The organism is Deltaproteobacteria bacterium (assembly GCA_005879795.1).
In the GTDB taxonomy this organism is placed as follows: domain Bacteria; phylum Desulfobacterota; class Binatia; order DP-6; family DP-6; genus DP-6.
Window position 1 is genome coordinate 1 of record VBKJ01000203.1, and the last position, 23934, is coordinate 23934.

At 73.1% G+C, this 23934-nt stretch carries 23 protein-coding genes and 1 other RNA gene; 6 read left to right on the forward strand and 18 right to left on the reverse strand.

What is annotated here, in order from left to right:
* Positions 1–178 precede the first annotated feature (178 nt).
* The 8 genes from E6J59_17220 to E6J59_17255 form a co-directional block, all read right to left on the reverse strand.
* Positions 179–661: a hypothetical protein gene (locus E6J59_17220; GenBank protein ID TMB17124.1), complete on the reverse strand. Its 483-nt coding sequence runs from the start codon at positions 659–661 to the stop codon at positions 179–181.
* A gap of 291 nt (positions 662–952) precedes the next feature.
* Positions 953–1305: a transfer-messenger RNA gene (gene ssrA, locus E6J59_17225) on the reverse strand.
* Between the two features lie 220 nt (positions 1306–1525).
* Positions 1526–1999, reverse strand: coding sequence for an SsrA-binding protein SmpB (gene smpB / locus E6J59_17230; GenBank protein TMB17125.1), 474 nt, complete (start codon positions 1997–1999; stop codon positions 1526–1528).
* Positions 1996–2385, reverse strand: coding sequence for an aspartate 1-decarboxylase (locus E6J59_17235; GenBank protein ID TMB17126.1), 390 nt, complete (start codon positions 2383–2385; stop codon positions 1996–1998). Before E6J59_17235 ends, smpB begins: the two co-directional genes overlap by 4 nt.
* Positions 2382–3368 carry a pantoate--beta-alanine ligase gene (locus tag E6J59_17240; GenBank protein ID TMB17127.1) on the reverse strand — a complete coding sequence of 329 codons (987 nt, stop codon included), beginning with the start codon at positions 3366–3368 and terminating at the stop codon, positions 2382–2384. The genes E6J59_17235 and E6J59_17240 overlap by 4 nt, the downstream gene beginning before the upstream one ends.
* Positions 3368–4207: a 3-methyl-2-oxobutanoate hydroxymethyltransferase gene (gene panB / locus E6J59_17245; GenBank protein TMB17128.1), complete on the reverse strand. Its 840-nt coding sequence runs from the start codon at positions 4205–4207 to the stop codon at positions 3368–3370. Before panB ends, E6J59_17240 begins: the two co-directional genes overlap by 1 nt.
* A gap of 195 nt (positions 4208–4402) precedes the next feature.
* A complete protein-coding gene (locus E6J59_17250; GenBank protein ID TMB17129.1) occupies positions 4403–5056 on the reverse strand; it encodes a deoxynucleoside kinase in 654 nt (217 codons plus the stop codon).
* Positions 5057–5115: 59 nt separating this feature from the next.
* Positions 5116–6270, reverse strand: coding sequence for a hypothetical protein (locus E6J59_17255; GenBank protein ID TMB17130.1), 1155 nt, complete (start codon positions 6268–6270; stop codon positions 5116–5118).
* Positions 6271–6525: 255 nt separating this feature from the next.
* On the opposite strand from E6J59_17255, the gene nagZ reads away from it, so the two are divergent.
* Positions 6526–7593 carry a beta-N-acetylhexosaminidase gene (nagZ, locus tag E6J59_17260; protein ID TMB17131.1) on the forward strand — a complete coding sequence of 356 codons (1068 nt, stop codon included), beginning with the start codon at positions 6526–6528 and terminating at the stop codon, positions 7591–7593.
* Between the two features lie 32 nt (positions 7594–7625).
* Here nagZ and E6J59_17265 read toward each other — a convergent pair whose 3' ends face one another.
* A complete protein-coding gene (locus E6J59_17265) occupies positions 7626–8033 on the reverse strand; it encodes a hypothetical protein (protein ID TMB17132.1) in 408 nt (135 codons plus the stop codon).
* A gap of 13 nt (positions 8034–8046) precedes the next feature.
* Complete coding sequence (gene mtnA / locus E6J59_17270; protein TMB17133.1) at positions 8047–9138, reverse strand: S-methyl-5-thioribose-1-phosphate isomerase; 1092 nt, start codon at positions 9136–9138, stop codon at positions 8047–8049.
* Between the two features lie 90 nt (positions 9139–9228).
* Between mtnA and E6J59_17275 the strand changes: the two genes are divergently transcribed.
* Positions 9229–9690 (forward strand): hypothetical protein, encoded by a 462-nt coding sequence (locus tag E6J59_17275; GenBank protein TMB17134.1) that lies wholly within the window; start codon positions 9229–9231, stop codon positions 9688–9690.
* A 2-nt stretch (positions 9691–9692) separates the two neighbouring features.
* A complete protein-coding gene (locus E6J59_17280; protein ID TMB17135.1) occupies positions 9693–10220 on the forward strand; it encodes a mechanosensitive ion channel in 528 nt (175 codons plus the stop codon).
* Positions 10221–10419: 199 nt separating this feature from the next.
* Here E6J59_17280 and E6J59_17285 read toward each other — a convergent pair whose 3' ends face one another.
* From E6J59_17285 to E6J59_17305, 5 genes are all read right to left on the reverse strand, one after another.
* Positions 10420–10716, reverse strand: coding sequence for an RNA-binding protein (locus E6J59_17285; protein ID TMB17136.1), 297 nt, complete (start codon positions 10714–10716; stop codon positions 10420–10422).
* 434 nt (positions 10717–11150) lie between these two features.
* Positions 11151–11450, reverse strand: a complete 300-nt coding sequence (locus tag E6J59_17290; protein ID TMB17137.1) for a hypothetical protein — start codon at positions 11448–11450, stop codon at positions 11151–11153.
* A gap of 730 nt (positions 11451–12180) precedes the next feature.
* The gene (locus E6J59_17295) at positions 12181–13986 is read right to left on the reverse strand and encodes a hypothetical protein (protein TMB17138.1); all 1806 of its coding nucleotides are present in this window, start codon (positions 13984–13986) and stop codon (positions 12181–12183) included.
* Positions 13986–15962, reverse strand: coding sequence for a hypothetical protein (locus E6J59_17300; GenBank protein ID TMB17139.1), 1977 nt, complete (start codon positions 15960–15962; stop codon positions 13986–13988). The genes E6J59_17295 and E6J59_17300 overlap by 1 nt, the downstream gene beginning before the upstream one ends.
* Positions 15963–16063: 101 nt before the next feature.
* Positions 16064–16246: a hypothetical protein gene (locus tag E6J59_17305; GenBank protein TMB17140.1), complete on the reverse strand. Its 183-nt coding sequence runs from the start codon at positions 16244–16246 to the stop codon at positions 16064–16066.
* Between the two features lie 386 nt (positions 16247–16632).
* Between E6J59_17305 and E6J59_17310 the strand changes: the two genes are divergently transcribed.
* Complete coding sequence (locus tag E6J59_17310) at positions 16633–17823, forward strand: ABC transporter permease (protein ID TMB17141.1); 1191 nt, start codon at positions 16633–16635, stop codon at positions 17821–17823.
* 145 nt (positions 17824–17968) lie between these two features.
* Here the strand turns inward: E6J59_17310 and E6J59_17315 are convergent, their stop codons facing one another.
* Positions 17969–19966, reverse strand: coding sequence for an ATP-dependent DNA helicase RecQ (locus E6J59_17315; GenBank protein ID TMB17142.1), 1998 nt, complete (start codon positions 19964–19966; stop codon positions 17969–17971).
* A gap of 310 nt (positions 19967–20276) precedes the next feature.
* On the opposite strand from E6J59_17315, the gene E6J59_17320 reads away from it, so the two are divergent.
* Both E6J59_17320 and E6J59_17325 read left to right on the forward strand, forming a co-directional pair.
* On the forward strand, positions 20277–20933 hold the full coding sequence (locus E6J59_17320) for a hypothetical protein (GenBank protein ID TMB17143.1): 657 nt from the start codon (positions 20277–20279) through the stop codon (positions 20931–20933).
* Between the two features lie 154 nt (positions 20934–21087).
* The gene (locus tag E6J59_17325) at positions 21088–21975 is read left to right on the forward strand and encodes a serine acetyltransferase (protein ID TMB17144.1); all 888 of its coding nucleotides are present in this window, start codon (positions 21088–21090) and stop codon (positions 21973–21975) included.
* A 19-nt stretch (positions 21976–21994) separates the two neighbouring features.
* Here E6J59_17325 and E6J59_17330 read toward each other — a convergent pair whose 3' ends face one another.
* Both E6J59_17330 and E6J59_17335 read right to left on the reverse strand, forming a co-directional pair.
* The gene (locus tag E6J59_17330; protein ID TMB17145.1) at positions 21995–23458 is read right to left on the reverse strand and encodes an amidase; all 1464 of its coding nucleotides are present in this window, start codon (positions 23456–23458) and stop codon (positions 21995–21997) included.
* A gap of 87 nt (positions 23459–23545) precedes the next feature.
* A complete protein-coding gene (locus tag E6J59_17335) occupies positions 23546–23890 on the reverse strand; it encodes a hypothetical protein (protein TMB17146.1) in 345 nt (114 codons plus the stop codon).
* Positions 23891–23934: the final 44 nt, after the last annotated feature.

A 23934-nucleotide genomic window follows, 5' to 3' on the forward strand; every position in this document is an offset into this window, starting at 1 on the left:
GCGACGCCTTCCGGATGCGCCTTCCCTGTGGGGAGGCCTATCGAGCACCGCGCCTCGGCGCGACCCTCCATCGGACGGCATGGGGGACCTATACCCCTCGAACCGGTCTGCGTCTTGCCATTTCGTGCCAGTGCGCTTCGACGCGCCGCCGTCCGATCGAGGAGGGTCCTGGGGAGGGTCATAGACAGGGGATCGTACCGACGGCGGCCGCCAGGATCGCACCGGTGGCGATGAGCACGGGGCGGCGCAGGGCCGCGCCACCCAGCACTGCCACGATACCGCACTTCACGGTCGTGTTGGTGAGGGTCGCGAGCACGATCGCGTTGGCCGCGATGTGGGGCAGGTGAGCGGCAAGGGAGGCGGGTACTACGGGTGCTTGGCGGCGACCAAGAACGCTTGCGACAACAAGCTCATCGTCCCGCGTCGGCTGACCGAGCGGCGGCTGCTCTCTGCCGTTCGCGAGCGGCTCGATGACGCGGAAGCCATCCGGTACGTGCTCGAGCGGGTGAAGGTCGAAATCGCACGGCTCCACGCGGACCTTCCCGAGCAGATCAAGCTCAAGCGCGCGGCGCTGAGCACCGAGGAGCGTCGCATCGCGAACTTCATCAACTTCATCGGCGGCGGCAAGGGAACCCGCGCGCTTGGACAGGCGCTGGAGCACGCGGAGCAGGCAGCCCAAGCGCTGCGCGACGAACTCTCTGCCCTCGAAGCCACGATGAGCGCGATGTTCGAACCCCCGCCCATGGAGTGGATCGCGGAGCGCCTCGGACGACTCCAGGACCTCCTGGAGCGACAGACCGAGCGATCAGCCCTACTCCTGCGACGCGTCCTGGGCCCCGTCCGCCTCGTCCCGACGAGACCGGACGTCGGCCGGCCCTTCTATCGCGCCGAAACCGCCCTCCAGGCCCTCGAGCTGCTCGAGCCCCCGGAGGGCGGTTCGAATTGGTCGCGACAGTGGAGGCGGGGGGAATCGAACCCCCGTCCGAAGGTGCATCCGCGATCGCCTCTACGTGCGTAGCCTGCGCTTTGCTCTCGCCGCGCTCGCTCCCGCAGGCGGGATCTCGCGCGGCCAGCCGGCGTTGTGTCTCGGCCCCCGCGCCGCCGGCGGTCGCGGGGACCCAGCCCGAAGTTATGACGCTCGAGCCCGCCCTACGGGCGCAGGCAGGTCGAGCGTGGCGGCCTAATTAGGCAGCCAGTGCGTAGTTGTCGTCTGCAGTTAAGCAGCCCTGCTCGGGTTGCGGGGTGAACAGGACCCCCGGCACGCAGCTCTCGCTTTCTCACCCCCGTCGAACCCAGATCGCCCCCTCAAATCAACGGGTCAATAGTAGGGACGGGCCGGCTCGCCTGCAACCGGGTCGGCTGGAGCTGGACGAGCGCCGCGCCATCCCGGGAAAATCGGCACACGGGAGGTGGGGAGGGAGGCCCCGGGGAGGTCGCCGATGTCGCCGTCCGCGGGTCGGGCCCGCCGAAGCCGATGGGTCGGCAGGTTTGAGGATCTCCCCCGCCGGATCCCACACGGCGCGCATCAGCGCCTCTGCCGCCCGCGCGCCATCGCTCGATCGACCTCGCGCCGCTCCATGCGCTCGCGGATCGCGGCGCGCTTGTCGTGGAGCTTCTTCCCCTGCGCCAGTCCCAGCTCCGCCTTCGCCCTGCCCTTCGACCAGTAGAGGCGGAGCGGGACGAGCGTGAGGCCGCGCTCCTGCACCCTGCCGCGCAGGCGCTCGAGCTCCTTGCGGTGCATCAGCAGCTTCCGCGTCCGCACCGGGTCGTGGCCGAACTGGCTCGCCGGCCCGTAGGGACTGATGTGCGAGCCCACCAGGAAGAGCTCGTCGCCGAAGAAGCGGGCATACGCGTCCTTCAGGTGCGCGCGGTGGTCGCGCAGCGACTTGACCTCGCTGCCGGTCAGCACCAGGCCGGCCTCGAAGCGCTCGAGGATGTGATAGTCGTGAAAGGCCCGGCGGTTCTGCGTGATGTCCCGTTCGCGGGCCTCCTTCGTCACCCGGCCGCCCTCATCGGCCCGGGCACCTCGGCCCGGCGGTCGCGAATGCGATTGCGCTCGTCGACGAACACGACCCTGGGCTGGTGCGCACGCGCCGCCTCCTCCTCGAGCCAGGTGAAGGCGGCGATGATGACGAGGTCGCCGGGACGGACGAGGTGCGCCGCGGCGCCGTTCACGCAGATGACGCCCGAGTCGGGCGGGCCCTCGACCGCGTAGGTCTCGAAGCGGCTGCCGTTGGTCACGTTCCAGACCGAGACCGCCTCGTGGGGGAGCAGGTCGGTCGCCTCCATCAGGCGGCGGTCGATGGTGATCGAGCCCTCGTAGTCGACGTCTGCCTGCATCACGGTGGCGCGGTGGATCTTGGCCCGCAGCATCTTGCGCATCATCGGTCCTGTCCTCCAGACGATCCCGGGGGCCCGTCCAGTGCTCGCCCGCTACCCGGGCTGCGCGCGGCCGCTCCCCCCGGCTCAACTCCCGCGCGGCATCCGCCGCGCGCTGCTCGAGCGCTCTCCCCCTCGACCTCCGCCGGCACGAGCAGTCGGTTGTCGATCAGCCGCACGTCGCCCATCCACACCGCAACGCCGAGCAGCGCCGGCGCCGCCACCTCCTCCACCTCCTCCAGCGTCTCGGGATCGCGCACTTCCGCGTACTCGAGCCGCGCGCGCGGGCAGGCGGCGATCTCCATCGCCACGCGGCCGACGATCATCGCCGGCCGGGTCTCGCCCGTCGCCACCATGGCCGCCGCCGCATCCAGCGCGCGCGGCACGCAGCGCGCGGCCTCCCGCTCCGCGGGCGCGAGGCGGCGGTTCCGGCTCGAGAGCGCGAGCCCGTCCGCCTCGCGCACCGTGGGCACGCCCACGATCTCGATGCCGAAGTCCAGGTCCGCCGCCATCCGCCGCACGACGGCGAGCTGCTGCCAGTCCTTCTCGCCGAACACGGCAACGTGCGGGCGCACGGCGTGAAGGAGCTTCGTCACCACGGTGGTGACGCCGCGAAAGTGGCCCGGCCGCACCTTCCCGCACAGCGGCGTGGAGAGCGCGGCCACCTCGACGGCGGTCTGGAAGCCTTCCGGGTACATCACGCCCGGGCTCGGGGCGTAGATCGCGTCCACGCCCGCCGCCGCGCAGCGGGCCGCGTCCTCCTCGAGCGTGCGCGGGTAGCGCTCGAGGTCCTCGCGGCGGTCGAACTGGATCGGGTTCACGAAGATCGAGACGACGACGCGCTTCGCCCGCCGCCGCGCCTCGGCGATGAGGGCGACGTGCCCCTCGTGGAGCGCACCCATGGTGGGCACGAGCGCGATGCGCTCGCCCCGCGCGCGCATCGCCTCCGCCCACGCCTGCATGGCGCGCGGATCGCGGAGGGTCTGCATCACCCCGCCCTCGCCGCCTGCGGCGCGAAGGCCTGCGCCTCGGTCGGGAAGCGGCCGACCTTCACCTCCGCCACGTACTCGCCCGCGGCGCGCAGCACCTCGCGGCCGAGCTCCGCGTAGCGCTTGGCGAAGCGGGGCGTCCAGTCGGTCGAGAGGCCGAGGAGGTCGTGCAGGACGAGTACCTGGCCGTCGCAGCGCGCGCCCGCGCCGATCCCGATGGTCGGGATGGTGAGCTCGGCCGTGATCTCGCCGGCGAGGTCGAGAGGGATGCACTCGAGCACGACGGCGAAGGCGCCCGCCGCCTGGACGGCGCGCGCGTCGTCCAGGACGCGCTCGCGCTCGCCCGGGCCGTGTCCGGAGCGACGGCCCTGCACGCGGTGGCCGCCCATACGGTGGACGGACTGCGGGGTCAGCCCGACGTGTCCCACCACCGGCACGTCGATCGCGGTGATCGCCTCGATGGTGCGGGCCATCGCGATCCCGCCCTCGAGCTTGACCGCCTCGGCCCCGCCCTCCTTCACGAGGCGCACCGCGCTCTCGACCGCCTGCTGGGGGCTCGCCTGGTAGGAGCCGAACGGAAGATCGCCCAGGACGAGGGCGCGCTTGCGGCCGCGCGCCACCATGCGCGTATGGTAGACCATCTCTTCGAGGGTCACCGGCAGCGTGGTCGAGAGCCCCTGCACCACCATGCCGAGCGAGTCGCCGACCAGCAGGATGTCCACCCCCGCCTCGTCGAGCAGGCGGGCGAAGGGGCAGTCGTAGGCGGTCACCATGGCGATCCGCTCGCCCGCCGCCTTCATGCGGAGGATGTCGGGCACCGTCACCTTCTTCTGCTCCATGCGAAAACGGCCTCCTCGGACCGACGGTCCGGGAGGCCGTTGGGTGCGATGCCCCGTGAAGCGGGCGGAGTCTCGAAGCCGCCGATCCCCGTCGCTCGCGCGCTCGGGGTCGGTCACCCCTTCACGTTCGTTCGCGCCGTCCGATGCGTCCCGTCTCGGTCCGTTCCAATCCCCGCCCGTCGCGGGTCGGGGTCGTTACCGGCTTCCAAGCGGAATGAAGTGCTGCACCCCCTGTCGCGTGGCCCGGATCTCCTTGATCAGGTCGGCGAGGTCGCCGCCATGCTCGACGAAGTCGATGTCCGAGCAGTTGACGACCAGGAGCGGGGCCTCCGTGTAGCGGTGAAAGTAGTCCCTGAACGCCTCCGTCAGCCTCTCCAGGTACTCCGGGGTGATGCCGCGCTCGAAATCCCGGTCGCGCTTGCGGAGCCGGCGCAGCAGCACCTCGGGGCGGGCCTCGAGATAGACGACCAGGTCCGGCCGCGGGAGCCGTTGATCGAGCATCTGGAAGATCCGCTGGTAGAGCTGGAACTCGTCCGGGCCGAGCGTGACCGCGGCGAAGATACCGTCCTTGGCGAAGAGGTAGTCGGCGACGATGCCCTGCGCGAAGAGCTCGAGCTGACCGAGCTCACACTGCTGGCGATAGCGCTCGAACAGGAAGAAGAGCTGAGTCTGGAAGGCATGCCGGCCCGGTTCCTCGTAGAATCTCCTGAGGAAGGGATTCTCCTCGACCTGCTCGAGGAGGAGCCGCGACCCGAGCTCGGTGGCGAGCCGCCGCGCGAGGACCGTCTTGCCGACGCCGATGGGGCCCTCGACCGCGATGTACCGCCCCGTGGTCCGGTCCGCCGCCATCCCCGCCCGTATGCGAGAGATAGCAGGGCCGGCGCGCCGTGTCTACGGGGGCGACCGAGCTACGGGCAGCCGCCCACGCCGCTCGCGAGCTGCGCGCAGTCTGCGATCGAGGTGACCTTGAGCGGCGACGGGAGCGGGTGGGTGCCCCCGACCTGGTTCGCGAGCGCGAGAGCCTGGGTGCTGTAGTTGATGACGGCGCTGCCGCCGACGATCAGGTTGATGTCCTGCGTCCACAGCGAGCCGTAGACGGTGGCGTTGCCGGTCACGTCGGTGAGGGACGGATCGTTCACCACCTTGGTGCGGCCCCGGACCAGGATCAGGCCGTTGAACGAGAGGTGGCCCTGGATGGTGAGATCGCCCTCGACGATCATGATGCCCGCGCCACTGGCATTCCCGTTGCCCTTGATGGTGACGCCGTCGTCGCTCGTGAAGTGGGTGATCTTCGGTGCGTCGTTCGTCCCGAAGGTGGCGTTGCCGTTGATCTGATTGTCGTCGTACGGCACCACGCCGGACAGCGCCAGCAGGTCATCGATGATCTGGTTCATCAGATCGATGCTCGGCGCCGCGGGCGAGGTGAGGATGCTCGGGGTGAGGGGCGAGAGCGAGAAGCCGAGGCCGCGAATGTTGTCCTTCTCCTGAGCGGTGAGGCTGCCGAGCGCCTCCTGGCGGTTGGCGTCGTTGCGCGTGGAGAGCCCCGGGACCGGCGGCGCCGGCCCGGCGCCGCCCGTGTAGTTGTGGTCGTTGCCGTCGATCGTGAAGGCGTCGCCCTGGAAGGTCGTGTTGGTGGCCTGGTCGGTGGCGAGGTAGATGGCGCCAGGCGCCGTCGAGGGGATGTCCGAGCGCACCACGTTCGCCACTACCACGTTGTGCACGCTCGCGATCCCGTTGGCGGTGGCGATGAATCGCCCGGTGTTGGCCGGGTCGCTGGCGCCCGCCACCGCCGTCACCGTATACGTGAAGCCGGAGACCGGCCCGAAGGCGTGCGAGCTGCTGCCCCAGGCGGTCGTCCATTGCCCCACCACGTCGTTCTGGAAGTTCACCACCCCGGGGCCGTTGACGCGCTGGAGGGCCTCCGCGATCCCTGACTCGGCCACGAAGTGGACCTGGCTCGCGCCGCGCGCCTCGCGCGTGGCCACGATGTCCGCGCTGGCCATGAGGGTGCTCGTGGCCGTAGCGACGATGAACGCCATCAGGGTGAACAAGGCGATCGCCATGGCGATTCCTGCCTCGCTGGGGCGACGACGGCTGCGGGGTGAGCGCATGGCGGGCAGGGGGAGCAACCCGGATGCCACCGCAGCCCCGCCGAGTGCCCGACTCACCCCGCCCGGCTGGCGCCGCAGAGCCCGCGAGGGCAGGCGGCATGTGCGCGGCACAAGTTGCGCACCGACCGTCACCACAGTGACGGCGGGGGCCGTCCAGCCGGCCGCGTCGTGGGACGCCACCGCGCCGTGCTATTAGAACGGCGCCCCATGCCGACCACCGTGCTCCGGCGCAGCGTCGCCCAGCTCTTCATGGTCGGGCTTCCCGGCCCGACGCTCGACCGCGCGACGCGCGCCTTCCTCGCCGAGCACCCGCCGGCCGGCGTCATCCTCTTCAAGCGCAACATCCGTTCGGCGGCCCAGCTCCGCCGGCTCACCGAGGCGATCCACGCGACCGGCGCCGGGGTGCGCCCGCTGGTCGCGCTCGACCACGAGGGCGGCCGCGTCGACCGGCTGCCCCGGCCGTTCACGCACTTCCCGCCCGCGGCGGTGGTCGGTGCGCGGGGTGACGCCCGCCTCGCCGAGGCGGTCGGCCACGCCATGGGGCGCGAGCTCCGCGCCGCCGGCATCGACCTCGACTTCGCCCCGGTGCTCGACGTGTGGTCGAACGCGCGCAACCGCGTGATCAGCGACCGCGCCTTCGGGACCGACCCGGCCCGGGTCGCCCGTCTGGGCGTCGCGCTCGCACGCGGGCTCGCGCGCGCCGGCGTGCTCGCGTGCGGGAAGCACTTCCCCGGGCACGGCGCGAGCGTCGGCGACTCGCACTTCGTCCTCCCGCGCGTCCGCCGCCCGCGGCGTGCCCTCGCCGCGGTGGAGCTGGCACCCTTCGCGCGCGCCATCCGCGCGGGCATCCCGGCGCTCATGACCGCGCACGTCCTCTACCCCGCGTTCGATCCGCGCCGCCCCGCCACGCTCTCGCCCGCCATCTGCCGCGACCTCCTGCGCCGCCGCCTCGGCTTCGGCGGGGTGCTCTTCAGCGACGACCTCGAGATGAACGCGGTGGCTGCGCGCTCGACGCCGGCGCGCTCGGCGGTCGCGGCGCTCGGCGCCGGCTGTGACGCGTTGCTCGTCTGCCAGTCGCTCGACGCGGCGCGCGCCGCGATGCGCGGTGTGGAGGAGGCGGTAGCGGAGGGCGCCCTCGCCGGCGAGGACGTGGCCAACGCGCTCGCCCGCATCGCGGCGCTCCGCCGCCGCATCCGATGGGAGGCGCCTCGCCGCGCGCCGTTGCCCGGCTGGCCCGCGCACGCGCGCCTCGCTCGGCGCCTGGGCGCGGCGTAGCCGGGGTCCGCGGGCTAGGGTCCTTGAGGACCTTAGTGCGCCGCGGCGGCGATCTCCTCCACCTGCAGCGGGACCAGGGCCGCCACCTGGCCGTCCACCAGTACGTCGAAGCGGTAGCGCCCCGGGCGCTCGAACTGCACGTGGTTCAGCGTCAGGACGTGGTCCATGCGGATCGCGTCCCCGAGGCCCCGCTGCTGCACGGTGAGCGCTCCCGGCAGCCGGAAGAGAATGCCGCCGTCGCTCGCCACCAGCTGGATCTCCACCTGGCGCGTGGTGTTCGCCTCCTCGGCCGCCGCCTCGAAGCGAATCACGAGCTGCATCTGCGGGTGCGTGGTGGGAAAGCTGCGCGCGAAGAGGGTGTCGAAGATGCCGAAGAGGTTGAGCTTGCCCTCGCGCGAGACGTTCGCCCCGTCGGCGAGGAGGGCGAGCTTCACCTCCATGCCATCGCCAGCGCTAGCGCCGCCGCTCGCGGCGCGGCTCGAGCGAGCGCTCCACGCGCCCCGCGCGGCGGCGGTCGCGGCCCGAGACCAGCCGCCCGAGGGCGCGCGCGAGCGGCTGGCGTGCCACGCCGCGCTCGGTCACGATCGCGGTCACCAGCTCCGCGGGCGTCACATCGAAGGCCGGGTTCGCCACGCCGACACCACTCGGTGCGATCTGCCGGTCGAAGACGTGCGTCACCTCGCGCGGCGCCCGCTCTTCGATCGGGATGTGGGCGCCGTCCGGGCAGGCGAAATCGATGGAGGAGATGGGCGCCGCCACATAGAACGGGATGGAGTGCCGGTGGGCGAGGACCGCGAGCGTGTAGGTGCCGATCTTGTTTGCCACGTCGCCGTTGGCCGCGGTGCGGTCGGTGCCGACGATGACGCAGCTCACCCGCCCGCCCTGCATCAGGTGCCCCGCCATGTTGTCGGTGACCAGCGTCACCGGGATGCGGTCCCTCTTGAGCTCCCACGCCGTCAGTCGCGCGCCCTGGAGGAAGGGCCGCGTCTCGCAGGCGATGACCGAGGGGCGTTTGCCGGCGTCGACCGCGGCGCGCACGATGCCGAGCGCGGTGCCGTACCCGGCGGTGGCGAGCGCACCGGCGTTGCAGTGGGTCAGGATCGTCGCGCTGTCCTCGAGGAGTGCCGCGCCGTGCGCGCCGAGGCGCCGGTTGGCGGCCACGTCTTCGTCGTGGATGGCGAGCGCCTCGCGCTCGAGGAGCGTATGGAGCGTGTCGCGGGAGCGGCGGAGGTTGCGCGCGAAGACCCGCCGCATGCGCTCGATCGCCCAGAAGAGGTTGACGGCCGTCGGCCGCGTGGCGGCGAAGGTCCGGCACAGGCGCTGGAAGTGGCGCTCCGGGTCGCCGCGCAGCGTGCGCGCGCCGAGCGCGATGCCCATCGCGGCGGCCACGCCGATCGCCGGGGCGCCGCGGATCACCATGTCCTTGATGGCTGCTGCCACGTCGCGGTGGTCGCTGTAGACGCGGTAGACCTCGCGCGTCGGGAGGAGACGCTGGTCGAGCATCACCACGCGTCCGTTGCGCCACTCGATGGCCCTGACCGCCATGCGCGCCGCCTCACGCGAGCATAGCCGAATCACGCGCGGCGCAACACCCTTGACCCGGCGCCCGGGGCCCCGTTATCGTCCGCCCCCACCGTGAGCGACTTCAGCCAATCCTACTCGGTCGAGATCGCGGGCTCGCTGGAGGACTGCTTCGCGGTGCTCACCGACTTCGACGCCTACCCGTCGTGGTCGGGTCCGGTGACCGAGTGCCGCGTGCTGGAGCGGCATCCGGACGGGCTCCCCAAGCGGGTCGCCTTCAGCCTCGACATGATGCTCAAGATCGTCCACTACACCCTCGACTACGAATACGAGCCGCCCCGCGGCGGGCGCTGGCATCTGGTCGAGAGCCCCGACGTGAAGGACGTGCACGGCTCGTACGTGTTCGAGCCGGCAGGCCCGCGCACCAGGGCCACCTGCACGCAGACGATCGACATCGGCTTCTGGGTCCCCGGCCCGATCCGCCGCCCGCTCGAGCACAAGGCGCTGCGCGACTCGGTCGAGGAGTTCAAGAAGGCGGTCGAGGGGCGCGCGCGCAAGAAGGCGGCTCGCGCCTGACGATGCTCGGCGCCCCCGCGCTGCTCGACCTGAAGGAGTTCAGCGAGCAGGCGGCGCACTACGCGCCCAAGCTGGCGCTCGCCGTCCTGCTGCTCGCGGCCGGCATCCTCTTCACGCGCGGCGTTCGCGCGGCGACGCGCCTCGCGCTCCGCCGCGCCACGATGCGCCCGACCACGCGCGATCTCGCGGTCCGCATCGCCGGGGGCGCAGGCTGGGTGCTTGTCCTGAGCATCGTCCTCTCGACCCTCCAGCTGCAGACGATCGTCCTCGGCCTCTCGGGCGTGCTGGCCCTCATGAGCGCAGCCTTCGTGAGCTCGGCCTCGGCCACCAGCAACGATATCATCGCCGGCTTCTTCCTCGCCGCGGACCGCGACATCGAGATCGGCTACCGCGTGCAGGCGGCGGGCGTGCAAGGCGTCGTGCGCGAGATCGACTTCCGCAAGACGCGCATCATGGACGACGCCGGGCACCTGCACGTGATCCCGAACCGCCTGATCGAGGGCGCGGAGTGGATCGTGCTGGAGCGGTGACGGGTCGCCGGCTTCGTGCTACCACCCCTGCCCGGGGGCCACTTGCCAGAAGCTCGATCCCCTCCGCCTTCGAGCACCTGAAGGACTCGAGCGAGGAGCCCGAGGTCATGACACCGACCGAGCTGACGCAGATCCGCCAAGGTACCGCCCCGAGCTGAAGTCGGCCCGAGCGAACGGTGCTGCGGGGAGGCGCCGAGGTCTAGCGGTCCCGGCGGCCGGCGAAGTTCCCGCGGGGGCGATCGCCGCCCGAACGCTCGCGTGCTTCGCTCACGTTGAGCGTGCGGCCATGCAGCTCGTGACCGTTGAACGCCGCGACCGCCTTCTCGGCCTCGCCCGCCGAACCCATCTCGACGAAGCCGAAGCCCCGGGACCGGCCGGTGGCGCGGTCGGCGATCACCGTTGCCGACTCGCAGCTTCCGGCCTGCGAGAACAGCGCCTCGAGGTCGGCGCTGCTGGTGTCGAAGGAAAGGTTGCCGACGAACAGCTTCTTGCCCATCTGTGACTCCTCACCCCGCAAGGGGTCTCTTGAATTTCGTCACGTTGCCTGGGCGAGAGGCCGACGGCTGGAAGACGGCGGGGTCACGCGCAAACAAACGGACTGGCGCACAAATCTACACTGATCGAGTCGTTCGGGCAACCACATCAGTGCGTTGTGTGGACGGGCTGAAGCGTCCGGCGTCCACTCGACACGGGGTGGCCGGACCCGCCGCTACTGGGAGCGGCCTGAGCGGTCGAAGATCAGCTGGGCCCCGCACTCGACGCAGAACACGGACTGCCGCCGGCGGGAGGCGGCGTGCTTCGCCTCGTCGCAGTGCCCGGTGGCCAGCCGCGCGTTCACGACGCCGCCACACTGCGGACAATGGGGGACCGGCGAATTCGCCCGCCGATGGTTCATGTTGTCGCACGGGGTCGACGGTCGGGAGGGACGCATCATCGGGCTGCACATCCGGTGAGCTGTCGCCGCAGCGACCCGGCATCCAGCCCGAGGGCCTCGCACAGGTTCTCGAAGTTGAACGGCCACCCGCGATCCGTGCTCGTGAGGTACGCCCTCGCTTCCTCGAAGGCCTTGCGGTCGCGGGGCCCAGGGGCGCCGGCCGCCCGCCGATTCTTCGATCCCTGGCAGTCGTCGATGACCGTCTGAAGGACGGCCAGCATGAGCCGCTTCTGCGGTTCGATCCGGTACGCGCCCGCCTTGCGGAGATATTGCACGGGCAGCATCACGTGGATCATCGGGGTTGTCTCGCGCGGCCCTTGGTCGAGCGCCGAGGAGTCGCAACTGTATCCCGCCAGACGATCCCGACGCAAACGGCGGATTGACGCTGATCGTGGCTGAGAGTAATATTTTGTGGTCTTGTCTGAGGTGAGGCCGGAAATGATCCGCTCTCACTCTCGCGACCGCCTCGCGCCTGGAAGGCCTCCGCGCGGTTGGCGCCTGGACCAGGCCGCAGGGGGCACGATGAGCATTCCACGGCGTCCTTTTCTCCCACACTCGAACGTCGGCCAGTCATCGCGCGGCCGTCTGAACGGTCCGATCCTTGCCGTGGGCCGGCGGGTGCTGGTCACCTGTTCGAGCGAGGGAGCGCGTCGCGTAACGCTGACCGACAGCACCGGCAGCACGGCGCTCGCGACGCTCGCGGACGGGGCGGAAGTCGAGATCCTCGCGTGGCAGCCGCGAGGACCGGGTGGGACGCGCTACCGGATCCAGCCCACCGCGGGCGCCGTCCAGGGATGGCTCAGCGCCGCGAACCTGCGCGCGCCAGCGGTTCCCGCGCCGCCTCTAACCGTTGGCACGTTTGCGACTCCAACCAACGGCCGGGGGCAACAGGCGACCCCACCTGCCGTCGCGCCCAAAGCTTCACCGCGTTCCCCGGCGGGCAGGCGGTCGCGGAGGAAGACGAGCAGGCGTGCACCGTGAAGCGCGTCGTGGCCATCGCCGAGGAACACGCGGTGGTGTGATGCGCTACCCCGCCGCGCGCTCGGCGGCCCCCAGCGGCAGCCCCTGACGCTCGAGCCAGCGTGTAACGAGGGCGATCGACCAGAGCCGCGCCGTGTGATCGCGTGCGCCGCTCCGGTGCTCCTTCAGGAGGCGCACGACCATCTCCCGCCGGAAGAAGCCGTGGCTGGCGATGCGGGCGGGGGTGAGGGCCTCGTCCAGCCAGGCCGACCAGGCGTGCCGCGGGGGCGCCGGGCTCGAGTGTGCGGCCCGGAGCGTCGCGGGGGGCAGCAGCCCGGCCAAGGCGCCGCGCAGGAGGAGCTGGCGCTCGGCCGCGCTGGCGCGCAGCGCCGCCGGCACGGACGCGACGAACTGTGCGATCCGATGGTCGGCGAGCGGCAGGCGGAGGTCGAGCCCGGCCGCGGCGGCGCGGGCTGCGACCGCGCGTGCGGGCAGGCGCAGGGTCAGCTCCGCGTAGTGGATCGTGTCGGCCGGGTCGGTCGCGCCGGCCGACGCCGCGTCCGCAAAGAGCCGGCCGAGCGTGTCCCACGGACGCGCCTCCCCGAGGACGGCGAGCGTCTCCGGCGTATACAGCGCCTCGCGCTCCTCGGGAAGCACGTGGCTCACCGCGCGCGCGTACATCTCGAGGGGCCCGAGCCGCTCGGCCTCGACCAGGTGGCGCAGGCGCGCGGACCGGCCGGCTGGCACCAGACGGGCCCACAGCTGCGCGCCCTCGCGCGCGAGCGCGGGCAGCGCGCGATAGCGGCGGACGCGTTCCAGCGCGCGCGCGGGCGGTGAGCCGCCGAAGACCTCCTCGCCGCCCACGCCGGCGAGGAGGACGTCGACCTCGTCCCTCGCGCGCGTCGCCGCGAGCTGGAGCGCGGCCACCTCGAGCCCGCCGATCGGAGCGCCGTGGGCGGCGAGCAGGGCGTCGAGCGCCGCCGGCCAGTCGGGCGTCGCGCCCACCGCCACGTGGTCGACGCCGGCGCGCGCGGCGTGCTCCGCCGCCGCGCCGAGCTCCTGGTCGCCGTCCGCGAAGGCCGCCGTGTAGGCGCGCGCGGGCAGTCGGCGATCCGCCGCGGCGAGCGCGAGGAGAGCCGCCGCGTCGAGTCCGCCGGAGAGAAGGAGACCGCTCACCCTCCCCGCCTGGCGGAGCCGGAGCGCCTCGAGCACCTGCTCGCGGATCAGGCGCGGCAGATCGGCGCGCTTGAGGAGGCGCTCGGGGAAGGTGAGCTGCCAGTAGCGTTGTGTGCGCAGCCGCCCGTCCTCCCACAAGCCCATCTCGCCGGGGCCGAGCTGGCGGATGGCGGCGTAGACCGTGGAGGGTGGCGGCACGAGGCCAAAGGTCACGAACGTCTCGAGCGCCGCCGGATCCCAGGCGCTGACGAGCGCGGGCAGCGCCGCGAGCGCGGGCAGGCTCGAGGCGGCGGCCAGCCGCCGGCCGTCGGCCGCGTAGTAAAGGGGAACGAGGCCGAGCTGGTCGCGCGCGAGGAGGAGCCGCTGGAGCCGCTCGTCCCAGAGCGCCACCGCGAACGCGCCGCGCAGCGCCTTCACGCACTGCACGCCGCGCTCTTCGTAAAGGTGGACGACCACCTCGGCGTCGTCGCGGGTCGCGAGCGCGTGGCGGCCGACGAGCCCCGTGCGCAGCTGCCGGGCGTTGTAGACGTCGCCCGCCAGCACCGCGTGGACGGTCTGCTTCTCGTTGGTCGCGACCGCTAGCGGCGGCTCCATGTGCGCGAGCACGAGCGCACGGCCGGCGGCGTCCGCACCCGACCACGCGGTCGCGGGAACGGCAACGTCGCCCCAGTCCGAGCAGACCAGCAGTCCGCGCATCAGAGCCCGCGCGACGTGATCTCCACGTCGCCTTGGACGACGGCCATCCGGTACTCGACGCCGCCCGTGCGCAGCACCGCGTGCAGGCGGAAGGCGTCGTGCTCGAAGTGGAGCGCGGTCGGGCCGTCGGAGCGCGGCACGAGGGCGTAGCCGAAGACGAACGGCAGGCGGACGGAGGCCGCGAGCGAGATCACCGGCGCCGGCCGCCGAGCCCCGTAGCGCGCCGCGTACCAGCCCTGGGGGGCGGGCGTCTCGACAGCGCCCGTCATGCGGACGTCACGCACCCCGGCGGGGACGATCGCGACCGCGGCGGCGTCGGAGCGCGAGGCGACGAAGGCCGGGCGGCCGTGGCAAGCCGCCACCAGCCGGACCTCGGGGTGGAAGTGGATGAACGACTCGACGTCCCACTGGCCGCTGCCCAGTATCTCGTCGCACACGAGCCAGAAGCGCCCCGGGAGGCAGAACACCCGCCGGCGATGGTTCAGGCGGAGGTCGAGCGCGAGCCGCGCGAAGCCGTCGTGCGTGCCGGAGAAGTAGAGGAGGCCGTCGCGCACCACCCAGTGCACGTCGGAGACGACGGGAATACGTCCGTTGGCGCGTTGCTCAGCGCCGGCGACGCTCACCACGTTGTGGGCGCGCGTGCTGTGGAAGTACTCCGCCCACGGCGCCGGCTCCTCGCCCCCCACCCCGGCATCGACGATGATCCGCATGCCGCCGACCGAGAGCTCGTAGCCGAACGCACCGTCGTGCCCGTCGGCCGGCGGGCTCTCGCCGTCGAGGAGGAGCACGTCGCCCGTTTCGCCGGGCAGGACGTAGAAGCCCGTGCGCCGAAGCGCGCGCGCCTCCACCCCCTCGCGGCGGCGCGGGAGGTGCGCGTGCGTGCGCCGGCCGGCGTCACCCACCACGAGGAGCGGCCAGACGCCGGGGAGATCGCCGGGCGGCGCGAGGTCGGGCTCGTGGAGCACGATGGCCGCGGTGGCGAGGAGCTCGCGGGCCGGCCGCGCCACCCCGAGCGCCGCATCGTGAAAGACCGGGATCTCGCCATCGGGATGGATGATCCGGGCGAGGAAGTCGGCCATGGCCTTCACGCGCTTGCGCGCCCAGAGCGGCACGTCGTCGTTGGCCGCGAGCAAGATGGCGATCACCTCGAGGTAGTCGGCGAGCACGAGCCCGTGCGTCGCCGGGCTGCGGCTCCGGTGCCCGCCGTCCTCGTTCACCTGCTCGCGGAGCTGTGCCCACAGGATCGCCGCGCCCGCCTCGAGCCAGCCGCGCGCCTCCATGCCATCGAAGAAGCGGCCGGCCATGAAGAGGGCGCGGCCGGCGGCGATCAGGCGATGGTCGGCGGGCTGGCCGGCGACCGCCCCGGCGAGCGCCGCGGCCTGCGCCTGCAGGCTCTCGAGCACCGCCCGCCGCTGTGCGGGGTCGGCCCGCAGCTCCGCAGCGAAGAAGGCGTGCAGATAGAGGAGGTTCGGGATGCGCCGCGCCAGCGCCCGCGGCGCCCACGCCACGCCGCGGGGCTCGCCCGCGCCCGCGATCCACTCGCGCACGAGCGCTGACGCCACGTTGTATGAGCGCCGGCGGGCGTCGGCGCTGGGCGCGAGCGCTGCCGACACACCGAGCGCCATCAGGTCGTCGAGGCTGTTCAGCTCGACGAGCCAGGCCTGCGAGAGCCCCGCAGGGCTCCAGTCGATGCGCCCGGGGAAGCCGACGGTGCGCCCGAGATGCGTGAAGCGCCGCCCGCGCACGGCATCGGCCCGCTCGAGGAGCGGCTTCGCCGCCGCCAGGTGCGGGCGCCCCAGGACCGCCAGCCCGGGCAGGAAGGTCTGCCCGTAGCGGACGCGCGGCTCGGGCCTCTTCGTCCACCCAGGAGCCGAGAAGAGCGAGCGCAGTCGCCCCGGGATGCCCGCCGGCCGAACAGCGGGCTGCTCGGCGCGCCGCGTGGCACGCAACGGATCCACATCCACCACGACCCCCACCTCCCCCCTACGCGCCCGCGCACTGTAGCAGCCGGCGACCGAAGGTCAACGGCTGGCGGTGTCATCGCGCGACCCCGCGCCCGGGCCGCGCCTACCCGCCCTCAGGCAGCGTCCGAGCTCCGCGCGCCGTTGCGCTCGCGCGCGTCGCTGCGCCACGCGGGCACGAGCGCCCACGTGTCGCGGGCGACGTCGCGCAGCGAGCGCACGACGACCACCACCGCGCCGAGTGCCACGAACCCCACCACGACGGGCACCGAGATGGCCCCCGCAGCGATACGGGGCACGACACGCCACGGGCGCCAGCCTTCACCACCGTCCCTGATCATTGCGCCCTCCCGGGTTGCAACGTTGTCGGAGCGCGTCTTTTACTACCGGCCCTTCCTGCCGAGCAAGGTGCGGTGCGGTAGAGCCGCAGCCGCCCGGAGCCCCCGGCCTCAGCGCGTGCGAACGGGGAGATCGAGCCGGACCGCGTCGTAGGCGACCGACGAGCAAGGTTGTCGAGCCGCAGGCACGGGGCGTCGTTCTGTGTCACCTCGGAGCGATCGCGTCCCTGCCGGCGGTTTCGCGCGACATGGGGCGGGAGTGTGCGGGGTAACCACGGTCGCGCGCGACAGCCGCTCGCCGCCGTCTTGCGCTGAGATTCGGTCGGCTCTACAAGCCGGGCCCTTCCATGTTCCCGCTGCACGACGTGCGCCGCCGCCCGGTGCGGAGCGCCCTCACCGCCGCCGGGATGGCGATCGGGGTGGCGGCGCTCGTGCTCCTGGGCGGGCTCGCCGAGAAGCTCGGCCGCCTGGTCGAGGGTGGGCGCGACTTCGCCACCGGGCAGATCACGGTGAGCGGCTCCGGCACCGGTGCGGTGACCGGCATGACGCGCGGCGGACTCCTCTCCCGTGAGCAGCTCGCCGCGCTGGGCGCCGTCCCGGGCGTGGCTCTGGTCGCGCCGCTCGTGATGTTCCCGCTCTCGGACGCGCCGGCCACTCTTCCTTTCACGCTGGCGCCGCTCGTCTTCGGCGCCGACCTGGTCGCCCTCGAGCGCAACCGGCAGAGCCGGCCCCCCCGCGTGCGGAGCGGCCGCCTGCTCCCCACCCCGGGCGGCGACGAGGTCGTCCTCGGGAGCCAGGTGGCGCGCTACTTCCATGTCGACACCGGCGGGACGATCGCCATCCGCGGGAAGACGTTCCGGGTGGCCGGTGTCCTCGAGCCGACGCTCACCGGCCCCGACAGCTTCCTCTTCATGCCCTTCGCGACCGCCGAGAGCCTGCTCGTCGAGAGCGAGCCGCTGCTCCGCCGCCTCGCCATGGTGCCGGGCTCGACGCTGCTCCCGATCGCGACCGCCGCGGCCGTGTTCTGGGCCGACGGTGAAGATCCGGAGGCGGTGGCGGCGCGCATCCGCGAGCGCGTCGATCACGTTTCGGTCGTGTCACCCGCCGATGCCGCCAGGGAACTCGACCGATCACTCGTGTTCCTGAACAGCATCATCGTGGGGAGCGCGCTGGTGGCGCTCGTGGTCGCCTCGCTCGCGGTCACGAATACCATGTTCACGGCGGTGGTCGAGCGGCGGCGCGAGATCGGGCTCCGCCGCGTGGTGGGCGCCACGCGGCGGCAGGTCGTCGGGTGGCTGGTCGCCGAGGCGGCGAGCCTCGGCATCGCGGGCAGCCTCCTCGGGCTCCTCGCCGGCACGCTCGCGGTCGCGGGCTTGAACGCGGCGGCGGAGCGTCTGGGGGCGCCCGTCTTCCTGGTGACGGCGAGGCTCGCGATCCTGGCCGGCGTGCTGCCCACGGCCCTCGCGGCGCTGGCGGGCCTGTGGCCGGCGTGGCGCGCGGCCCGCCTGCCGCCGACCGACGCGATCCGCTACGCTTGAGAGTCCGTGGACGAATCCGTCGCCGGGCGGCCGATGCATCCCGCCGCGCGGCGTTGCTCCTCCTCGCCATAGCCTGCGGCCATGACTCGTCGTCGTGCCTTGCGGGGCGGGCGCCTCGGCCACCCGGCTCGGTCCGGGGATTCGTTCACGAACTCTGAGACGGCGGCTCACCGGGGCCGGCCGGGCCCCGGGGCGGCGCGGCTGCCTCAGGGCGCGGGCCCCGACCGCGCCGGCGCCGCCGCCGGCGGCGGCGCGCGCCGGGCGGCCGTCCGGCATCGCCCGCCGACGCGGCTGCGGCGCCGGGCGGCGGCGGCAGGCCCGGTGCGCCCAACTCCGCCGCCAGGTCGTCGGCCGCCGCGTCGAGCGGCGGGAGCGGAGACGCCGGCGCGGCCGCGGGAGCGGGCGCGGGCGCGGCCGCGGCCGCGGGCCGCATCATCTCGTCGGGCGGGCCACCGTGGCCCCGCTGCCCGCGTCCCCGGCGTCGGCGTCGGCGTCGACGCCGGTCGGCACCATCGGAAGCGAACGCGGACGGCGCGCCGGCACCGCCAACCTCGGGGCTTGCGACGGCGGCGGGCCGCGGCCCCCGCCACGCGCGCCGGTCGTCGTGCCGGCGGCGGTCACCGCCGCGCCGTCCGAAGAACCGCTCGGGCGCGGCCGCGCCGCTTGCGCGGCAGAGGTCGCAGCGCCCGCACGGGGTGGTGCTCTCGTCGCCGAAGTAGCGCCGGAGCGCGACGCTCCGGCACCCGGTCTCGTTGGCGTACTCGACCACGGCGCGCAGGCGCCGCGCGTCCTCGCGGCGCAGGATCTCAAAGCGGCTCCGCAGGCTCTCCACCCGCTCGACCAGCGTATCGAGGGGCACGGTCGGATGGATGCGCCCCTCGCCCACCCGCTCGCACACGCCGGCCTCGACCAGCGTCGTCACCAGCGAGGTGGCGGCGCGCTGGGAGACGCCCGCCGAGAGAGCCAGCTCCTCGATGTTGGCGTCGCGTTCCTCGCCCGCCCACGCCGCCAGCGCGCGTCCGAAGCGCCCGAGGAGCGCCGGGGAAAGGCGCGAGAGCGCGAGGAGATGCTCTTGGATCTCGAGGTCGCTCTCGTCGAAGAGGAGAATGCAGCGCGCACCATAGCCGTCGCGCCCGGCGCGCCCGGCCTCCTGCAGGTAGCGCTCGAGCGAGGCCGGCGCCTGATAGTGGATGATGTAGCGGATGTCGGGCTTGTCGATGCCGAGGCCGAAGGCGCTGGTCGCCACCATGACGATCCGCTTGCCCTTGCGCATGAAGCGCGCCTGGTGCTCGGTGCGGTCCTTGTCGGTCATCTTGCCGTGGTAGCGGGCGCACGGCACCTTGATCAGACGGAGTCCGAGCCAGACGTCCTCGACCGTCTTGGTGGTGGAGCAGTAGATGATCCCGGGGCGCGGCAGGCGGCGCGCGAGCTTGGCGAGCTGGCGGAGCTTCTCGTCGCCGCGGACGCTCCGCACCGAGAACATCAGGTTGTGGCGGTGCGGTGAGGCGACGATCACCTGGGGGTCGCGCAACCCGAGATAGCGCACGATGTCGTCGCGCACGGGCGGCGTCGCCGTCGCCGTGAGCGCGAGCACCTGCCCGGCCTTCAAGCCTGCGAGGCGCTGCCCGAGCGCCAGGTATGCGGGGCGGAAGTCGTGTCCCCACTCCGACACGCAGTGCGCCTCGTCGACCGCGACCAGCCCCGGCGGCTGTTTCTCCAGGAGCGCGCCCAGCTCGTCGCGCGCCAGCGTCTCGGGCGTGGTGAGGACCAGGAGCGAGCCGCCCTCGGCGATGCGCGCGAGCGCCGCGCGACGCTCCGCCGCGCCGATCGTGCTGTCGAGACGCACCGCCGGCACACCAAACTGCTGCATCTTGAGGGACTGGTCCTCGAGGAGGGCGAGCAGGGGCGAAACCACCACCGTCGGCCGCGGCAGCAGGAGCGAGGGGAGCTGATAGCAGAGGGACTTGCCGCCACCCGTGGGCAGGACCAGCAGGACGTCCTTGCCCGCGAGCACCGCGGCGATGGCGCGCTCCTGCTCGCGGTGGAGCCGTCCGATGCCGAAGCGCTGGCGCGCGAGCTGCCGGACCACATCCGGCCCGGGGCGCTGCGGCGCCTCCTCGTATCCGGGTTCGAGTGTTGCCACCTTCCGCTTCTCGCGGGCGACCGCGGCGGGCTTTTCTCCGCAGCCGCCAACGAGCCTCGTTCCCGGGCAGCTCGAGCGCCAGCCGCCCGGGGCGGGGACCGTGGCCCGACCGACGACTGGTGGACCACCCCCTTCATCGCGACAGCTAGCCTATTTGGCGACGGAAATCCACCCGGGCCGGCGGAGCGTCACCGGATTCACCGGGTGGCGGCGGTGGACGCGGTCCTCCGGGGGTTTGCGGTGGCCGGCGTTCCCTGAGAGAAGAACCCGCGCCCGTCGCGCCACCGAAGCCGGCGGCCGACCGACGTCCGTGCGAAGACCGCGCCCCCACCACGGGCTCGTCATACAGATCGCGATCGCGGCTGCGCTGGGCTGCGCGCGGCAGGAGGCATGGGTCGCGCCCGACCCGGCGGTTACGTTCGCCGCCCATCGAGCCGGCGACCGGCTGGTTCTCGATCGCCTGCCGAGCGGCGCGCGCGGAGCGCTCGAACCGCCCGGCTGGCCCCACACGCCGGACGAGCCGACCTTCGTGCTGCGCGCCGGAGGCGAGGTGTGTGCCGCGCTCTGGGTGGTCGGCCGCTCGCGCGTGCTCGTCCGGCGCGAGGTCGTGACCACCTCGCCGCGTATTGCCGAGGTGCTCTCCGCCTGGGACGACGGCGCGCTGCGCCTGACGCTCTTCCAGGACGGTGGTCCGACCCTCGGCGTGGACCACCTCGCGCGCGCGGAGGGAGCGGAAGCCGCGCTCGTCATGCGTGGCGCGCCGCTCCGCGGCACCTATCGCGCCGCCGCCCGCGACGTGCGCGGCGCGCCGCTCGGGTGGCTGCGCGTGCGCGTGGAGCCGCCCGCGGGGCCCGTCTATGACGGCGTCCTGCCCGGCGCCGTCGGCGACGCCCTCGCCGCCGCGGCCGCGCTCGCGCTCGACGGCGAGGTCGCGTGGATTCAAAGGCATCCGTCCGGCGCGCGCTGAGCCGCTGGCAGGAGTCTGCCGTGGTCAGCCCGACCCGCCACCTGCTGCTCGCCCTGGGCGTCGAGCGGCGCCACGAGCAGCCCCGCGTGGCGCGCCTCCCATGCGCGAGCGCCGGGTTTGCCCGCGGCCGAGGCGCGGGGTACTAGGGCCGGGCATGACAGGCGAGCGCCGAGGCGAGCTCGAGCAGATGATCGGCGAGGTGGCGGCCAGTTACGGGGCCGGGCGCCTCATCGACAGCCTCAGCAGCGCCCATCTGCCCAACAAACGGCAGGTGATCGAGGCGCTCCATCATCTGAAGGCGGTCATGTACCTGGGCTACTACGCGACCGGCTCGCTCGACGACTCGAAGCTCCGCTTCGCCCTCGCCTCGCACCTCTATCCGGCCTACGAGATCCTGGTCGAGCAGACCGCGCGCGCCGCGAGCTACGAAGGCTTCCGCAGCGCGGGCGTGCCGCGCGACCCCGACTGGCCCGAGACCGTGACGCTCGCGCTCCTGCGCAAGGTGCCCGCAATCCGCGCGCTCCTCTCCAAGGACGTAATCGCCGCCTTCCAGGGCGATCCCGCCGCCAACAGCGTCGAAGAGGTCATCTTCAGCTACCCGTCGATCGAGGCCATCACCACCCACCGCATCGCGCACGAGCTCTACCGCGAGCGCGTGCCCATGCTGCCGCGCATCATGGCGGAGCACGCGCACACGAACACCGGCATCGACATACACCCCGGCGCCCAGATCGGCGAGTCGTTCTTCATCGACCACGGCACGGGCGTCGTGATCGGCGAGACGTGCGTGATCGGGAACAACGTCAAGCTCTACCAGGGCGTCACCCTGGGCGCGCTCAGCCTGGCGCGCGGCGTGCCCGGCAAGCCGGGCGCCAGGCGCCATCCGGCGCTCGAGGACGACGTCACCATCTACGCCGGGGCCACGATCCTCGGCGGCGAGACGGTGATCGGCAAGGGTTCGGTGATCGGCGGCAACGCGTGGCTGGTCGCGTCGGTCCCGCCCGGGAGCCGGATCAGCTACGAGGGCACCCGGCCGAGCTGACGCGCCCGCGCACGGACTCTCAGGCGTGGACCGGCGGGCGGCGTCCCGCCCACGGCCGCGCCGCTTCGAGCTGCGCCGCGACGCGGATCAGGAGGTCCTCCCGCCCGTAAGCCGCGACCAGCTGCACCCCGCTCGGCAGCTCGCCCGTCCCCCAGTGGAGCGGCAACGAGATCGCCGGCTGCCCGGTCAGGTTGAACGGCGAGGTGAAGGCGGCGAGTTGCGCGGCGCGAATGCCGACCGTGATCGGGTCGCCCGGGTCGGGCACGAAGTGGCCGAGCGGCAGCGGCGGCGCGGTGAGCGTCGGCGTCAGCAGGAGGTCGAAGCCGCCCGCCCACCAGCTCGCCACCCGGCGGGTGTAACGGGCGATCCACTCGCGCGTGGCGAGGTACTGCGCCGCCGAGCAGCCGCGCCCCATCTCGGCGAGCCCCCAGTTGAGCGCGTCGACGTCGGTGGGACCGAGCGCGCGGCCCACGACGTGGCCGAGCACGTCGAGCAGGTGTGCCATGCCGGTGGCGTACATGGTGGTGAAGTGGGGTGCCGACTCCGGGTCGTCGAGCGTCTCGGGATGCGAGACCTCGACCGAGTGGCCGAGCGAGGCGAGGAGGCGCGCGGCGCCCTCGGCGGCGGCCACGGTGTCCGGGTGGGCCGCGAACTGCCCGCCCGGCGGCCGGGTGAGGAGGCCGGTGCGCAGCCTCCCCACCGACGCGCCCACCTCGGCCGCGAACGGGCGGGCCGGCGGCGGCGCGACGTACGGGTCGCCGGGCATCGGTCCCGCGACCGCGTCGAGGATGGCCGCGGTGTCGCGCACCGAGCGCGTCAGCACGCCTTCGGTGGCGAGCCCGCCCAGCATCTCGCCGAGCCCGGGCCCGCACGAGATGCGCCCGCGTGACGGCTTGAGTCCGACCAGCGCGCACGCGCTCGCCGGGATACGGATCGACCCGCCGCCGTCGTTGGCGTGCGCGGCGGCGACCATGCCCGCGGCGACCGCGGCCGCCGAGCCGCCGCTCGAGCCTCCCGTCGAGCGGCTCGTGTCCCAGGGATTGCGCGAGGGGCCGTAGGCCTCGGGCTCGGTGGTGGGGAGCGTGCCCAGCTCGGGCGTGTTCGTCTTGCCGAGGAAGACGAAGCCGGCGGCGCGGAACTTCTCCGCGAGATACGTGTCGAGGGGCGCGATGAATCCCAGGTCGCGCAGGAAGCGGGTTCCCATGTGATGGGGATCGCCCGCGGAGCAGCAGATGAGATCCTTCAGCAGGAACGGCACGCCGCGGAAAGGGCCCTCCGGCAGCGCAGGCGAGGCGGCCTCGGCGCGCGCCTTCTCGAAGCGCGGGATGATGACCGCGTTCAGCTCGGGGTTGGTCTGCTCGATGCGCGCGATCGCCGCCTCGACCACCTCGACGGGACTCGCCTGGCGCCGCCGCACCAGGTCGGCTTGCGCGGTCGCGTCCAGCCAGGCCAGGTCGTCGCTCATCGACGGACCGTACGCCATTCCGCGGCCGGCGCACAAGGAGCGTTCCAAACGCTCCATGGTTCAGATCGCCGCTTGCGAGACGCGTGTCGGCGTCCCGCCCCGCGCTCAATGGATGCGCAGCAGCCGCTTCCCGTCGAGGGCCCGGTGCAGTATCCACGCTCCCGCGGGGATGTCCCGCGTGAGCCGCGCACACGGGCCGGGTGGCGGCTGGTCGGCGCGCTTGCGGTGCGGGTACCAGAGGCGACAGGACCCGGGAGGCGGCGCGTCTTCGGGGCGAAGGTTGAGACTCCGCGCCCCGTCGTCGAGGCCGGGCGGCACCTCCACCCGGAGCTCCGCGACGGGCGGCTCTGCGGCGGGAGGCTCTGCGGCGGGCGGCCCCGCGGCCACGAGAAGGCCTGCCACCAGGAGCGTCGTGCCGACCCTCGCGACCTGAAGCCGAGTCCCACGCATCGAGTCTCCCCTATCCAGGCTGCCCGCCACCGTCAAACGCGTGC